This window comes from Rhodanobacter ginsengisoli (assembly GCF_042657065.1).
Classification (GTDB): domain Bacteria; phylum Pseudomonadota; class Gammaproteobacteria; order Xanthomonadales; family Rhodanobacteraceae; genus Rhodanobacter; species Rhodanobacter ginsengisoli.
The window spans coordinates 174349-189259 of the sequence record NZ_JBHSNF010000001.1 but is presented as its reverse complement, the minus strand read 5'-3'; the positions used below and the strand labels follow the sequence as shown (position 1 = coordinate 189259).

Sequence of the window (14911 nt, the reverse complement as noted above, 5' to 3'; positions counted from 1 at the left end):
GAACGGAACGGACCAAACCAGCTGGATGGCGGGACGATGCCGCCGAAAGCTGCCACGGCATGAAACCGAAACAGGCGATGCTAGACCGGGCAGCAGCGCTTGACCCCCTGCCGAAGGTCACGGATGGAGCATGCCGCCAGGCCCGGTCCGCCGGCCCGACCACGTTTTGGCATTCATCTTGCTGGTTTTCAGGTTATTCCCCTCCCTGCCGACACCCCCACATTCCCCCGTCCGCCTTCCGAGGCCCGAATGCACCCCCTGCTCCAGATCCGGCAGCACGACAGCGATCCCGACCAACGCCGCGAATACGCGCACTACCTGGCGCGACAGATGGGTCCGATGATCCATGCCTTGATGCTGGTGGCCACGCTGGCCTACGGCGTGGCGGTCGTGGCCAGCACCTTCGTGCGCCAGTCGCCGCTGCCGGTGTTGCTGCGATTGGCACCGCTGCTGCCGCTGCTGCTGGTCACCACCGCGGCGCGCCGCGCGCGGCGACCCAACCTGCTCAGCCTGTTGGCGCTGTCGTGCGTGCTGTTGCTGGAAATCGGCATCAACCTCAACAGCGTCGGGCGCCTGCCGGGGCAGCCGTGGGTGATCCCCGGCCTGTTGCTGCCAGTGGCATCGTCGGTGATCTGGCTCGGTCGCTGGGACTTCGTCGTCGCCATGGCGCTCTGCGGGCTGGGACCGATGCCGATGCTGCTGATGGGCGCCGATGGCGTGAAGGTGTTCCAGTACATCGTCTACATGGCGATTGCGATTTCGTTGTCTGCGGTGCTGCGCGCGTTCATGGCAGATACCCTGTACGAGCAGTTCCGGCTGGAGCGGCAACTGCGAGAACAGGCCAATACCGATGGCCTGACCGGATTGCTGTTGCGCAACCGCTTCCTGGAGCTGGCCCGGCTCGCGTTGAGCGATCTGCGCGACCAGCACCGCCCGGTGTGCATGCTGTATCTGGATGCCGATCACTTCAAGCAGCTCAACGACGATTACGGTCATGCCGCGGGCGACGCGGCGCTGATCGCGCTGGCCACGACGCTGCGCGCGCAGACGCGCCAGGACGACCTGATCGGCCGCATCGGCGGCGAGGAATTCGCGATGCTGCTGCCCGGCCTGGATCTTTCCCAGGCCGCCACCCGGGCCGAGCACCTGCGGCTGGCCGTGCACGCGATCAGCCGCCCGGACCGCCCGCTGACCGTCAGCATCGGCATCGCCGAAAGCGCCCATGATCAGGAAAGCATCGAGTCCCTGCTGGCCCGCGCCGACCTGGCCATGCGTCAGGCCAAGATCGGCGGTCGCGACCGGGTGGTCAGCAGCGGCCACCCGGCCTGAAACGGTTCACGATGCGTCGGGCCGGGCCAGCTTGCTGTGCCACATGCCGTAACTGAAATAGACCCCCAGTCCCAGCGCCATCCAGATGATGAAACGCCAGATCGTGATCATCGGCAGGCCGCCCAGCAGCTGGAACTGGCCGTCGCTGAACCATGGCCAGCCGATGATCAGGAACAGCGAGAACAGGATGCCGACCGGGGCCACCAGCCACAGCGCCGGCGTGCGGAAGCGGCGTTCCAGGTCCGGCTTGCGAACGCGCAGCAGCAGCACCGAGCCGCAGATGATGATGAACGCGGCGAGCGTGCCGATGTTGACCAGCTCGGCCACCTCGCCGATCGGCAGGAAGCCGGCGACCAGCGCGGTGAACACGCCCAGGATGATGGTCGGGCGTGCCGGCGTGCCGTACCTCGGATGCACGTGGGCGAACCACTTCGGCAGCAGTCCGTCACGCGCCAGCGCGAACCAGATGCGCGCCGCACCCAGCATGAAGGCGAACATCACGCTGGTGATGCCGGCAATTGCCGCCACCGAGATGATGCCGCGCACCCAATCCAGCCCGAGTGCCTTGAACGCCGCGTCGACCGGCGCCGGACCGGCCAGCTGCTGGTAGGGCACCATACCGGTCAGCACCAGCGAAACCAGGATGTACAGCACCATCGACACCGCCAGCGACAGCAGCACGGCGCGCGGCAGGTCGCGCTGCGGATTCCGCGATTCTTCCGCGGCGGTGGTCAGGGTGTCGTAGCCGAACACGGCGAAGAACACGATGCTCGATGCCGCCAGCACGCCGCCCCAGCCGAAATGGGTCAGCCCGTCCTTGGTGATCGCCGCGGGGATGAACGGATGCCAATTGGCCGGGTTCACGTAGAACGCGCCCACGCCGATGACCAACGCCACGCCGATCACCTTGATGGTGACGATCGCGGTGTTGGCCCGCGCGCCCCACTCGGTCTTCACCGTCAGCATCCAGGCGATCAGCAAGGTGATCGCGGCCGCGATCACGTTGAACACCTTGCCGTTTTCCGGATGGGACGGATCGTAGGCACCCTGTGCCCAGGCTGGCAGGTGCACGCCGACGACCTGTTCCAGCAACGCCTGCACGTAACCGGACCAGCCGATCGCCACGACGCCGACGATCAGCGCGTACTCGATCAGCAGATCCCAGCCGATGATCCAGGCGAACAGTTCGCCCAGCACCGCGTAACTGTAGGTATAGGCGCTGCCGGTCACCGGAATCATGCCGGAGAACTCGGCATACGCCAGCGCGGCGCAGCCACTGCCCAGGCCGGCGACGAGGAAGCTGAGCACGACCGCCGGACCCGCGTTGGCGGCCGCCTGCTGGCCGGCCAGCACGAACACGCCGACGCCGATGATCGCGCCGACGCCGATCGCGGTGAGTTGCCACAGCCCGAGCACGCGGCGGAAATCGCCACTGCTTCCGGCTTCGGCCTGCAACTGTTCTACCGACTTGTGACGTACCAGTTTGCTGAAGAAACCCATGCTGAGATCCCCTTGAAATCAGCCCCGATCATAACAAGTCGCGCAGATCGCGTCAGAGCAGCTGCAAAGAGATACATCGTATGGACGTCCAGACGTCCATATGAAAACACCGGATGGAGATTGCCACCCGCGACACGCAGCCTCATCCAGAGGGTGCCGGGCGCAGCGCTCAGCCGGGTACGCGCTGATTCGGCGCAGCCGCCACGGCCGCGCGCAGGACACCGAGCCAGGGCAACAGCAGCGCACTCAGGCCGAACATCACCAGCAGGGCCAGCGCGGCCGGGGTCGCCAGAGGGTCCACCCCGAACCAGCGACCGAACAGCAGCGGCAGCATGGCAGTGAGCAGTGTGCGTGCGCCTTCCAGCCAGAACGCGGCGCGGCGGCTTTCCATCAGTGCGCCGATCACGCTGAGGCTCGCCACCATGTACAGCGCGTAGCCCAGCAGGGTACCCAGGCTGGCGTGGGCGGTGAGGCCGAGAAAATGCGTGGCCATGCCCAGCAGCAGGGCGAACTGCACCAGGCAGTAAGTCGCCAGTGCGGCCGGCATCGGCGGGTTGTAGATCTCGCGGCCGATGTCGTAGTCCGGCCTGGGATAGCGCGCCGCCACATCGACGGGACGCCAGCCGGGCCGACGCAACCAGATCTGCAGCTTGTCGCGCCAGCGGCTCGCGCGATGCGCCTCCACCGCCGTGGCCCAGTACACCTCGACATTCGCCCACAGCGGATTCCAGCTGTGCAGCGGCGAGCGCGTGCCGTAGACCGGGGGATCCCGGTCATCCTCCTCGACGAAGGTACCGAACAGGCGATCCCACAGGATCAGGATGCCGCCGTAGTTGTGGTCGAGATAGCGGTCGTTGGTGGCGTGATGGGCGCGATGATTGGATGGCGAGCAGAACACGCGGTCGAACCAGCCCAGCTTGCCGATCTGCTCGGTATGCACCCAGAACTGGTACAGCAGGTCGATCAGCGCGATCACCACGAACACCTGGAGCGGATAGCCCAGCACGGCCATCGGCAGGTAGAACACCCAGCCCAGCAGGCCGCCGGTGCTGGTCTGGCGCAGCGCCGTGGAAAGGTTGTATTCCTCGCTCTGGTGGTGCACCACATGCGCGGCCCACAGGATGTTCACCTCGTGCCCCATCCGGTGCAGCCAGTAGTACAGCAAGTCGTACAGCACGAGGCCGCTGACCCATACCCACAGGCTGTTCGCCGGCAGGGCGAACAACGCCAGATGCTCCACGCACCAGGCGTAGATGCCCAGCGTGAGCAGCTTCAGGAACACCCCGGCGATCTGCGACATCACCCCCAGGCCGATGCTGTTGATGCTGTCGTTGCTGCGATAGGCGCGCCGGCCGCGCAGCCGCGCCACCATCAGCTCGATCGCGATCAACACGAAGAAGAACGGTGTCGCCCACGTGATGATCAGTTCCTGCGTATTCAATTCGAAGCCCCCGCCTCAGCCATCGCGTCGCGCCGCTGCACCGAGCGGGCGATCCACCACAAGGCCAGATAATACGTCGACAACACCCAGATGCCCGACAACGGGATCGCCGCGTGGAAGCGGTTCCAGGCCAGCAGGCTGTCGCTGAGCATGAACGTCAGCGCGCCGGCGGCCGCCAGCCTCGCCGCGCCCGCCTGCGCATCGCCGCGCCGGGCGAAAACCCGGGCGCGCACCAGCGCCTGACCGGCCATGCTGGCCAGCACCAGCACATAGACGATCACCGGCACGCGCAATGCCGCGCCGATCGAGCCCCACAGCAGCCACAGATTGAGCCCTGCGAGGCCAAGGCTGGCCAGCAACCACAGCGGCAGCGCGGCGAAACGGCTGTCGCCCAGGAACGCGGTGAGAAAGCACAGGTGGCCGAACAGGAACGCCAGCAGTCCGGGCACGAACAGATCCTGTGGCAACATCAGCAGCACATCGCCGGCCAGCGAACAGACCAGACCCGCTCCAATCCAGCGCCGGTAACGTGGCGACAGCGGCGATCGCGTGCGCCACACCATGAACACAATCAGGGCGGTGGCCAGCGGCTTGCAAACCCAGTGCAGCCAGCGCCAGCCCGTCGCCGGATCGTGCAGCATCGCCGTGCCGCCGGCGATCGCGGCCGCGGCGGCGCAGGCGATGGCCAACCCCAGCCAGCGCGGGCGTGCGCCCCGGGCAATCGAAACAGGCAAGACGTTCATGCGGGCAACCGGCGAAGAGACCGGTACGATCATAGCCATGTCCGCAGCGCTTCCGTGCGCCGCGGGCATGGGTTCAACGCGGCGGCCTCAGAACTTCAGCGTGCCGGTCAGCATCGCCGCGCGCGGCGCACCCGGCAACAGGGTCTGGAACGTGCCGTTCGGGTCGTTGGCGACGAAGCCGTTCGAACCGATCGTGGCGAAGTAGCGCTTGTTGGTCAGGTTGGTGACGTTGAGCGCCAGCTTCAGGTCCTGCGCGAAGCCCAGCTTGCCGAAGTCATAGCCGGCCTCCGCATTGGCGACCCAGAACGAGGGCACCGACGCATCGTTGGTATAGGTGTAGTAGCGCTTGCCGGTGTAATTGGCCGACAGCCGCAGGTCCCACGCGCCGGGCGTCCAGGCCAGCTCGGAGAAGAACAGCTGCTTCGGACTGTCGACCACGGTCTTGCCCCCGGTCGCCACCACGGTGGTGCCGTTGAGGTAGTCGGAGTCATAGCGCGAGCGGTTGTACGACAGCGAATTGGACCAGTGCAGCGCGGGCGCCAGCTTGAAATTCAGCGCCAGCTCGGCACCGCGGCTGCTGACCGAACCCACGTTGGCATAACCGGCCGGGCAGCCGACGATGCCGGAGCACTGCGAGATCACCAGCAGGCGGTTGTCGAACTTCACGTCGTACAGGGCCAGCGACACCTGGTAGGCGTCGGTGACGCGGCGGAAGCCGCCTTCGAACGTACGCGACTGCTCCGGCTTGAGCTGCTTGCCGAACAGGTCGAACGCGACTTGGGTGGTGGCCAGCGGCCCGGTGATGCCGGCCTGGTAGGCCGCGATGTTCTTCGCATACGAACCGAACAGCTCGTTGCCGTCACCCAGCTGGTAGCTGGCGCCGACCTGCGGCAGGAAATTCTTGCTGGCGGTCAGGGTGCCGTCGGCGTAACTGCCGGCCGTACCGTAGCTGAGCGTGCCCGGCACGGCCGCGGCGGTGACCTTGCTGTGGGGCGACTTGAAGCCGATGTCGACGGCCAGGCGATCGTCCAGCAGCTTGAAGCTGTCCTGCACGTAGAACTGCCGCGTGACGGTCTCGTAGTGCTGGTAGAACTGGCGGATGTTCGGGTCGCGCAGGAAGTAGCTGTCGTCGATCGGACCGGTGATGTAGTAGTAGTTGCGCTGCACGTTGTGGTTGCTGTCCTCGTACCAGAGACCGGCCTCCAGATGATGACGGCCGATGTCCCAGCTGAGCGCGGCGGTCACGCCGGCGCGGTCGATGCCGTATTCGGTGGTGCGGATCGAGATCGGCGTCTGCTGCGGTGTGCCCGGATAGGACGCCACATACGGCGTGAACCAGTGGCCCTGGCCGCGATCGTTGTGATAGTAGGTGGTGGCCTTCAGGCGCACGTCCTGGCTCAGCGCGAAGTCGCCGAACACGCTGGCGACGGTATCGTCGCGCAGGCCGCGGGCGTCGTAGTAGGCATCGTCGACGCTGGTCACGCCGCCGTTGGAGACCGTGCCGGTGCTCTGGTACTGGTTCGCCACGGCCACGGCGCGGTTCCAGTCGGGCCGGAAATTGTCCCAGTTCCAGCCCAGCCGCTTCTGCAGCGCCAGCGACATGTCCTGGTAGTCGTTCTCGTCGCGGCTGGAGGTGGTCAGCAAGGCGCCGACATGGTTGTCGCCGAAGTCGTAGACCGCCTTGCCGTTGAACTGGCGCTGGGTCTGGCTGCCGTGGCCCTTCCACTTGTCCACGTCGCTGTACGCACCGGACAGATACATCGCGAAACCGTTGTGGTCGCCGGTGTCGAGCCGCGCATAGGTGCGCCGGGCACTGTCGCTGCCGAAGCCCTGCGACACGGTGACGCCGTATTCCGGCGACGGGTCGGACGAATAGAACTGCACCGTACCGCCCAGGTCGCTGGTCGACGGGGTACCGAGTGCGCCGATGCCTTCGGCCAGCTCGGCGCCGCCGAGATTCTCGGCGATCAGTGCGCGACTGATATGCAGGCCGTTCTGGTTGCCGTAGCTCATGTCACCCAGCGGGATGCCGTCGAGGGTGAAGCCCAGCCGGTTCTGGTTGAAGCCGCGCAGGCTGATCCGGGTCGACCACTCGTAGTTGCCGAACGGATCGGCCGACTCGAAGTGCACGCCCGGCTTGCTCTGCAGGACCTTCAGCGGGCTGGTACCCGGTGGCAGGATCTTCACGTCCTCGCTGGTGATGCGCTGCACCTGGCGCGACTCGCCCTGGCCGATCACCGAGACGGTATCGAGTGTCCTGGTGCCACCCGCATCCAGCGGAGCGGCGACCGGCCCTGCCGGCGCGGCGGAATCGTTACTCGCCGCCTGGGCGGCGCCATGCAGGGCGGCAAACAACGCCAGTGCCACGGCGGTCTTGCGGATCGTGATCATGCGGTCGGACATGCGGGGACTTCCTTAAACGCAGCGTCCCGCTTGGGGACGCCACGACGTCATGGGGAGGGTGGACAGCCGGTCGGCATCCCGTGGGATGCCGATCCGCGCCATCGTGACGATGCTTTGTGAAGACCGTCTTACATTGGCATTGCAGTAGACGTATGGACGTCCATATGAATCGTTTGTGACAGGAGCCGCGGAACGAATCGTCCTGCCGCCGCTCAGGGCGACGGATCCAGCAATACCCTGCCCTGCGCCTGCGGCAGGCTGGCGCCCATCAGCGCGGCCAGGGTCGGTGCGATGTCGCGCATGTCGATCGAGCCGAGGTCCCGGCCGGCCGGCACACCCTGCCCCGCGATCAGGAAGGTCGAACGCATCTCGGGCAGCGCCGGGTCGTAACCGTGCATGCCGCGGTAGTGGCCCGGCGACGGCATCGGCGCATCCGGCTTGATGCCCATCTCGAAGCCCGGCTTGAACAGCACGTACCAGCTGGCCGACGGCGTCGCACCCCGCGCCACCAGCTGGGCATGATCAAGCATCCGGTCGATGCCGTAGGCCGGGTCGGCACGCAATCGGTCCAGCAGCGCCGACACCCGGGCTTTCAACGCGGTGTCATCGGGCCGGCGCAACTCGATCGCGGCGCTGCCGCCACCGTTCCACGGCGTGGCCTGCCAGTCGGTTACCCCACCGTCCCTGATGCTGATCAGGCCGGCCTGGATGAAGGGCGCATACAGGTTCACGTCGTGCTGCACCGGCGCGAAGCCGTGGTCGGACACGATCGCCACCACGCCGTGCGGATGCACCTTCTGCGCGGCCGCCACCAGTTCGCCGACCAGGCGGTCGATGCCTTCCAGCACCGCGTTCGCCTGCGGCGTGCCGGGGCCGCTGGCGTGCTCCTGATGATCGAGCGAGGCGAAGTAGGCGGTCATGAACTGCGGCTTTCGGGTCTCCAGCAGCTTGACCATGAAGCGCGCCCGGTTGCGGTCGCCGGCCAGGCTCTCGTCAATGCCGTCGGCATACGGCCCCAGGCCTTTTTCCAGCGACGGCAGCAGGCCGGGCGTGGCCAGCGCCGCCAGCAGCTTGCGGTCGTCCGCGGTGCCGGTGCGCCAGATCTGCGGCAGGTTCCAGTCCACCGGCGCGCCCACGCTGACCGGCCAGTGCACGTTCGCCGTGCTCAGGCCCGCCGCCCGCGCCGCGTCCCACAGCGTCGGCACGCGGATGTCGCTGGCATACCAGTCCCAGCCGTACTGGTTGCGGTTGAGCGGATCGAAGGTGAGGTTGCTCTCGATGCCATGGCGCGCCGGGGTCACACCGGTAAGCAGGGTGGTATGGCTGGGATAGGTCAGCGTCGGCATCACCCCGCGCACGTCGCCGGCATGGGCGCCGCGGGTGAGGAAGGCCTCGAGGTTGGGCAGCTTCAGGCCACGCTGGCGGGCGTCGATCACGTCGGCCGGGCGCAGCCCGTCGATCGAGATCAGCAGCAGCGGTCGGGCGATCGCGGTGGTGGTGGACAGCAGCGCGATGGCGCCCAGGGACAGCGCAAGCAACAGACGGCGCATGAGGGGTTCCGGACAAGGCAGAGGTGCCGCGCATGCTCGGGCCGTTTCGCTGCAACGGCGTGACAGCCGCGCGTCGGTTTGCTCAGCGCGCGTCGACCGCCTTGCGCCCGATCGCCGCGTCGTCAGTGAAGAACGCGTCGATGCCTGCGTCCAGGTAGACGTCGATCTGCGCGATCAGGCCGGCCTCGTTGAACGTGTGCGGGTCGCTGCCCTGCCAGAAATCCTTCGCCAGGAACTGGTTCTCCGGCCGGAACGTGTACGGGTGCAACTCCAGTCCGGCCGCATGCGCGTCGTGCACCAGCCGGGTCGGTCGACCCAGGTGGCCGTCGGCGGTGCGCGGAATGATCGCCCCGATGTCCGGCCCGATCGCATCGGCGTAGCGGGCGATCTCGCGCAGCCCGGCCGGCGTCATCATCTGCGCATAGGTCAGCTTGCCGCCGGCGGCGGCGACGTCGTACGGCTGCACGTCCGGCTCGTCGATCAGCTGCAGCAGGCGGATGTTGGGATGTTCGCGATGCGCCTGCGCGCCGCCCAGCTTTTCGTGCAGGTACTGCAGATTGGCGATCTCGAACGACTGGATCTCCACCGGCGCCGTGCGCGTGTAGCTGTGCGCCGCCAACGTCGCCAGCAGCTTGTCCTCCATCGGCAGGCCGAGACCGCGGAAATAGCTGCCGTGCTTGATCTCCGGGATGATCCCGACCGGGTGGCCGACCACGGCGGATTCGGCGGCGACGAAATCGATGATCTCGTCCAGCGTGGGGATCTGGAACTCGCCGTCGTACTGCGTGCTGCGCAGCTGCGGCAGGCGTTCGCGGGCACGCAGGGTCTTCAGCTCGGCCAGGGTGAAGTCCTCGGTGAACCAGCCGGTGACCGCGTGGCCGTCGATCGTCCGGGTGGTCTTGCGCCCGGCGAACTCGGGATGGCTGGCCACGTCGGTGGTGCCGCCGATCTCGTTCTCGTGCCGCGCCACCATCACGCCGTCCTTCGTCATCACCAGATCCGGCTCGATGAAGTCGGCACCGTCGGCGATCGCCAGGCCGTACGAAGCGAGCGTGTGTTCCGGCCGCCGCGCCGGTTCGCCGCGGTGGCCGATCACCAGCACCTTCGGCGCCAGCGGCTTTTCGCGTGGCTGGTCTTCGCGGGCATGGGCAACGACGGACATGGCCAGCATTCCGGTGGCGGCAAGGGCAATCCAGCATAGGCGAAACATGGCGAAAACTCCGGTGGTGCTGCCGGGAAGTGGGCAACATCCTGCAGCATGCCGCCCACATGTTCACGCGGGATGACACCGCGAACCGTCGCCGGTCGCGCCGGCGGGCGTCTGCAAACCGCAACATGACGCAGGCAGGATGGGCCGTTTCCTGCCATCCGGGCTGCCCCATGACCGTCGTGTTCCGTCGCTTTTGCCCCCCGCTGACCGCACTGCTGCTGGTCCTCGCCGTGTTTGCCCGATTGCCCGCGGCGCAGGCGGCTCCCACCACCCCGGCATCGACACCGCACCGGGTGATCCTGTTCGTGTGGGACGGCATGCGGCCGGACGCAATCAGCGCCGAGGACACCCCGAACCTGCTGGCGCTGGCCCGGCGCGGCAGCCGCTTCGCCGACAACCATTCGACCTATCCCACCTTCACCATGGCGAATGCGGCCAGCTTCGCCACCGGCTCCTTCCTCGGCCCGCTGGGCTTCTACGGCAACCGCTTCTGGGCACCCGCGGCCGGCGGCCCGGATGCGAAGGGCGCGGAGGCGGACTTCCACGACCCGATCTACACCGAGGACTACGCCGTGCTGCGCGACCTCGATGCCCACTCCCGCCACGGCCTGCTCGAGCTGCCCACGCTGTTCGCCGCGGCCCACAAGGCGGGCCTGAGCACCGCGGCCGTGGGCAAGTCCGGCCCGGCGTTCCTGCAGGATTACCGGCGCAGCAACCAGGCGGCCGCCCACGACGACGGTCGCGACGTGGTGCTGGACGAGAACACCGTGCTGCCGCTGGCGTTCGCCAGTGAGCTGCAGCGCGCCGGTTACCCGCTGCCGGCCAACACCCTCCACACCTATGCCGCCGGTCAGCTGGGCCTGCGCGAGGGCAATGGTTCGCCCACCGCGCGCGGCCGGATGGTCGCCCTCCGCGACGGTGTGAGTTCCGATGCCACCGCCGCCGCGGAGACCACCCCGACCGCGGCCAACGCCTGGATGATGAAGGTCTACCTCGACGAGATCCTGCCCCGGCATCGACCGGACCTCAGCGTGGTGTGGCTGCGCAATCCGGACACCACCGAACACGAGTACGGCGTGGGCTCGCCGGAGTTCCACCTTGCCCTGCAGGCGCAGGACCACCTGCTCGGCCAGCTCGAGGCGAAATTGCAGCAGCTGGGCTTGGCCCGGGAGACCGACATCATCGTGGTCTCCGATCACGGCCACAGCAACATCGCCGGCCCGCGCGACCTGTTCCCGCTGCGCCGGATCAACGACGGTCGCGTCGCCGGCATCGACAACGCCTGGGGCTACTCGGTCTCCGGCGGCATCCGTCTGGCCGACCGGCTCAGCCGCGTCGGGTTCACCGCGTTCGACGGCGTCGGCTGCCTGTACGTGCCAGTGATGAGCGGCCTGCGCGCCGAGGGCAGCGCATTGCAGCCGACGCGCTACGACGATGACGGCCAGCTATGCGGCAAGCCCGGTCCCTACACCACGCCGGCCTACCGGGTGCCCGACGTGATTCCCCGCGGCGCGCTGGTGATCGCTTCCAACGGCGGCACCGAGTATCTGTATCAACCCGAACACGACGCGGCGCTGGTGAAGCGCACCGTGCGCTTCCTGCAGTCGCAGGAGTTCCTCGGCGCGATCTTCGTGGCCAGGCGCTACGGCGACATCCCCGGCACCCTGCCGGCGGAGGACGCGCACCTGGAGAATGCCGCGCGCGGCCCCGACATCATCATCAGCTACGCCTGGGATGCCGACGCGGTGATCCAGGGTTTTCGCGGCACCGAATACGCCAGCCAGGCGAACGAGCGGGGCGAGCACGGCAGCTTCAGCCCGATCGACGTGCACAACACCCTGATCGCGGCCGGCCCGGATTTCCAGCAGCGCTTCACCGATTCGTTGCCCAGCGGCAATGTCGATGTCGCCCGGACCATCGCCCGCCTGCTCGGCCTGTCGCTGCCCACGGCACAGGGTCGCGTACTGCATGAGGCACTGGCCGGCCGCCTCGGCCGCCCCCTCGGCGACTATCGCCTGTACCCCAGCGTGCTGCGCCCCAGACAAGCCGCCACCGACCTGCAGATGCAGCGCGTCGATGGCAGCCCGCTGCACGCCACCCGCTTCACCTTCACCATCCGGCTCAAGCAACTCGACAGCCATGGCAAGCAGTGGGTCTACTTCGACCAGGCCGGGCCACAGCGAAACTGAGCATCAACGCCCCCGGCGCGACGACTCGCCCCGGCCGGCGCCACGACAGCCTCGCTCATCAACGCCCCCAGTCTCGAGTAGCACGCCGGCCAAGACCTCTGTACAAGCCAAGCCCGGGGACCTCGTTCGTTCATCGGACTGCCCGGTGCCCGGGGAGCAGCCGAAACACCGTTTGGACGTCCATCCGGTTAGTCAGGTTCTCTCCGGGGCGATCCGACCTGTTGTCTACCGCGTGGGTCCGAAGTGTCTACGGATCTTGGCGGATCCAGGCCGCTTGCTGCAGATGAAGATAAGCGCCGGCTCAACGCGACCTGTACATGTCGTGATAGACCTGACTCACGCGCTCTTCGAGATCGCCACCCTGGTGCGCGGTGTCGAAGGCGTCGTTGAGCTTCTTCTCGGCAACGTGAAGCTTGCGCAGGAAACGTCGGGTGTCGCTGGACAGGCCCAGCTCGGCCATCTGCTGTTCGAGGCCGGGGTCCTTGTCTGACGGGGGGTACTGCTGGTCGTTCGCGCTGGTCTGGGCAAGCATGGCGGGGTCGGCTTTCGGTTGATTCATGCGAATGGATCAAGCAAGAGGCCTGCCAGCAGCCATCGTCTCAGCCCGCATTGAGCCGCGGGAAAAGCTGAACGGCGCCAGCGCCCACCGCCACTCAAAAGCGGCGAACGCCCCGCCCATGTCGCCCTGGCGCCATCGACATCGTGGCGCGTTGCAGTCGCCTTGTTGCGGCCAAAAACGGTCGAATGCTGACACTGTCGGTCAATGCGGCAAGTCACCCGCATACCGCGGCCCTCACTGATACACATGCAGTCGCCCGAAGATCCAGCCGTAGTAGGAGCTCAGCAAACCCGGCACGGCGCAGTCGTCGTACAGGCCGTGGCAGCGGTCACGCAATCCGGTCGAGGCCGAAAAATACGGATCCTCCGGCAGACCGGCCGCCTGCAACACCATGCTGGGCAGGAACGCGATGTCGAGCATCGGGTAATGCGGCAACGGCGCGCCGGCGAAATTGCTCTTGATCATGTAGTAGGTGAGGTAGTCGCGATAGGGCCGCAGTGCCACGGGCAGCGTGCGGTGCAGGTCGCGGATCACGCCGCCGAAGGACGGCTGGTGGTCGCCGAAATGCACCAGCACGGTCGGCTGCGGACGATCCAGAAAGTCATGCTCCAGGCCATGCATGGCCACGTCCGAATCGTGCAGGCGCGACAGATAGGTATCGAAGTCGAGGGCCGCTTTCGGCTTCAGCCCGTGCAGCAGGTTGCGATACCGCAACGGCAGTGCGGACATCGGATCGTCGTCGTGCGGGCCGTGCTGATTCAGGGTCAGGATCATCACGAAGACCGGCTGGCCCGGCTTCCTCACCCTGTCGTAGACCCGCTTGGCCGCGTCGAACATCTGCTTGTCGGTTTCCTCCCACTCCTCCAGGCCAAGCTCGCTGGCGTCGTACAGGTGATCGAAGCCGTACGCCTGGTACGCGTTGCGCCCGTTGATGAAGCTGCCGGCGGTCGGATAGATCGCGATGGTGAGATACCCCAGCCGGCGCAGTTGCAGTGCCAGCGCGTCGCGCACGTGCGGCGCCAGCACGTACGGTGCGTACATGCCGCCGGGGCCGAAGATGTCCTGCGGCATGCCGGTCAGGGTGGCGAACTCGCTGACCCAGGTGCCGCCGCCGAAGGTATGCGTGCGCAGCAGGCCGGTGCCGCGGGTACGCGCATCGGTCTCCTGCATGGCCACCCGGCACGGCGGCACGTTGCAGGCGGTGTAGATCGACGGGTCGAACGTGCTCTCCTCCAGCACCTGCACGATGTCCGGATACGGCGGATGGCTGGTGCCCGGCTCACCTTGTGCGGTTGGCCCCCAGACCTGCTCGGCCACCGCTTCGCTGCTCATCGCCGGCAGCTGCACCTCGGCGTCGCGGAAGTTGACGAAGAAATTGGTCAGCTGCGCATCGTCGGACAATTTCTCCCACACATTGCGCGAGTGCACCTGTGCAAACGGGCCCGCCGGCAACATGCACCACCAGAACGCCATCACGCCCAGCCCGATCCCGCCGAGGCGCACGGCCGCGGCAAGCCGTGGCGACAGCCCGGCCGGCACGCGCCAGTCCCAGCGCCAGGTCAGGTAAAGCAGCGGCGGCAACAGCACCGCCAGCCCGATGCCCAGCAGGTACAGGTGCTGATAGTGGCGCAGCGTATCGAGCAGACTGCTGCGCACGTAATAGATGAAATCCGACGGCATCAGCTGCGAATCCAGATAGCGCAGCTTCATCACCGCAATGAATTTCAGACCGGCGAACAGACCGCCGCTGACCAGCAACGCGGTGGCCACGCGCGCGAACGCGAACAGCAGCACGCCGAAGGTGCACAGCATCAACGCCGCGATGAAGGCCTGCTGCAACGGCAACGGTTCCCGCCATGCGGTGAGCGCGAGGCAGCCGGTGAATACCAGCAACGCGCACGCGGACACCGCCCGGGCACGCAAGACGCGCAACGACATTCGACGCATGGTGTGAAAAGTCCCCCGCAAGGACCGTTGTCATCAGGAC

At 67.1% G+C, this 14911-nt stretch carries 10 protein-coding genes; 2 read left to right on the top strand and 8 right to left on the bottom strand.

Going from position 1 to position 14911, the window contains the following annotated elements:
* Positions 1 to 249 precede the first annotated feature (249 nt).
* Positions 250 to 1329, top strand: coding sequence for a GGDEF domain-containing protein (locus ACFPPA_RS00765; protein ID WP_377316300.1), 1080 nt, complete (start codon positions 250 to 252; stop codon positions 1327 to 1329).
* Positions 1330 to 1335: 6 nt separating this feature from the next.
* Here ACFPPA_RS00765 and ACFPPA_RS00760 read toward each other — a convergent pair whose 3' ends face one another.
* The 6 genes from ACFPPA_RS00760 to ACFPPA_RS00735 form a co-directional block, all read right to left on the bottom strand.
* Complete coding sequence (locus ACFPPA_RS00760; RefSeq protein WP_377316298.1) at positions 1336 to 2829, bottom strand: amino acid permease; 1494 nt, start codon at positions 2827 to 2829, stop codon at positions 1336 to 1338.
* Between the two features lie 169 nt (positions 2830 to 2998).
* Entirely contained in the window at positions 2999 to 4270 is a 1272-nt protein-coding gene (locus tag ACFPPA_RS00755) for a sterol desaturase family protein (protein ID WP_377316296.1), read from the bottom strand.
* Positions 4267 to 5013: a lysoplasmalogenase gene (locus tag ACFPPA_RS00750; RefSeq protein WP_377316294.1), complete on the bottom strand. Its 747-nt coding sequence runs from the start codon at positions 5011 to 5013 to the stop codon at positions 4267 to 4269. Before ACFPPA_RS00750 ends, ACFPPA_RS00755 begins: the two co-directional genes overlap by 4 nt.
* 87 nt (positions 5014 to 5100) lie before the next feature.
* Entirely contained in the window at positions 5101 to 7416 is a 2316-nt protein-coding gene (locus ACFPPA_RS00745) for a TonB-dependent receptor (protein ID WP_377316292.1), read from the bottom strand.
* Between the two features lie 212 nt (positions 7417 to 7628).
* Positions 7629 to 8966: an alkaline phosphatase family protein gene (locus tag ACFPPA_RS00740; RefSeq protein ID WP_377316290.1), complete on the bottom strand. Its 1338-nt coding sequence runs from the start codon at positions 8964 to 8966 to the stop codon at positions 7629 to 7631.
* An 82-nt stretch (positions 8967 to 9048) separates the two neighbouring features.
* Positions 9049 to 10128: a glycerophosphodiester phosphodiesterase gene (locus tag ACFPPA_RS00735; protein WP_377316288.1), complete on the bottom strand. Its 1080-nt coding sequence runs from the start codon at positions 10126 to 10128 to the stop codon at positions 9049 to 9051.
* Between the two features lie 218 nt (positions 10129 to 10346).
* On the opposite strand from ACFPPA_RS00735, the gene ACFPPA_RS00730 reads away from it, so the two are divergent.
* Positions 10347 to 12365, top strand: a complete 2019-nt coding sequence (locus tag ACFPPA_RS00730; RefSeq protein WP_377316286.1) for an alkaline phosphatase family protein — start codon at positions 10347 to 10349, stop codon at positions 12363 to 12365.
* A gap of 301 nt (positions 12366 to 12666) precedes the next feature.
* Here the strand turns inward: ACFPPA_RS00730 and ACFPPA_RS00725 are convergent, their stop codons facing one another.
* Both ACFPPA_RS00725 and ACFPPA_RS00720 read right to left on the bottom strand, forming a co-directional pair.
* Positions 12667 to 12924, bottom strand: coding sequence for a hypothetical protein (locus ACFPPA_RS00725; RefSeq protein ID WP_377316284.1), 258 nt, complete (start codon positions 12922 to 12924; stop codon positions 12667 to 12669).
* 234 nt (positions 12925 to 13158) lie between these two features.
* The gene (locus ACFPPA_RS00720) at positions 13159 to 14862 is read right to left on the bottom strand and encodes an LTA synthase family protein (protein WP_377316282.1); all 1704 of its coding nucleotides are present in this window, start codon (positions 14860 to 14862) and stop codon (positions 13159 to 13161) included.
* Positions 14863 to 14911 lie beyond the last annotated feature (49 nt).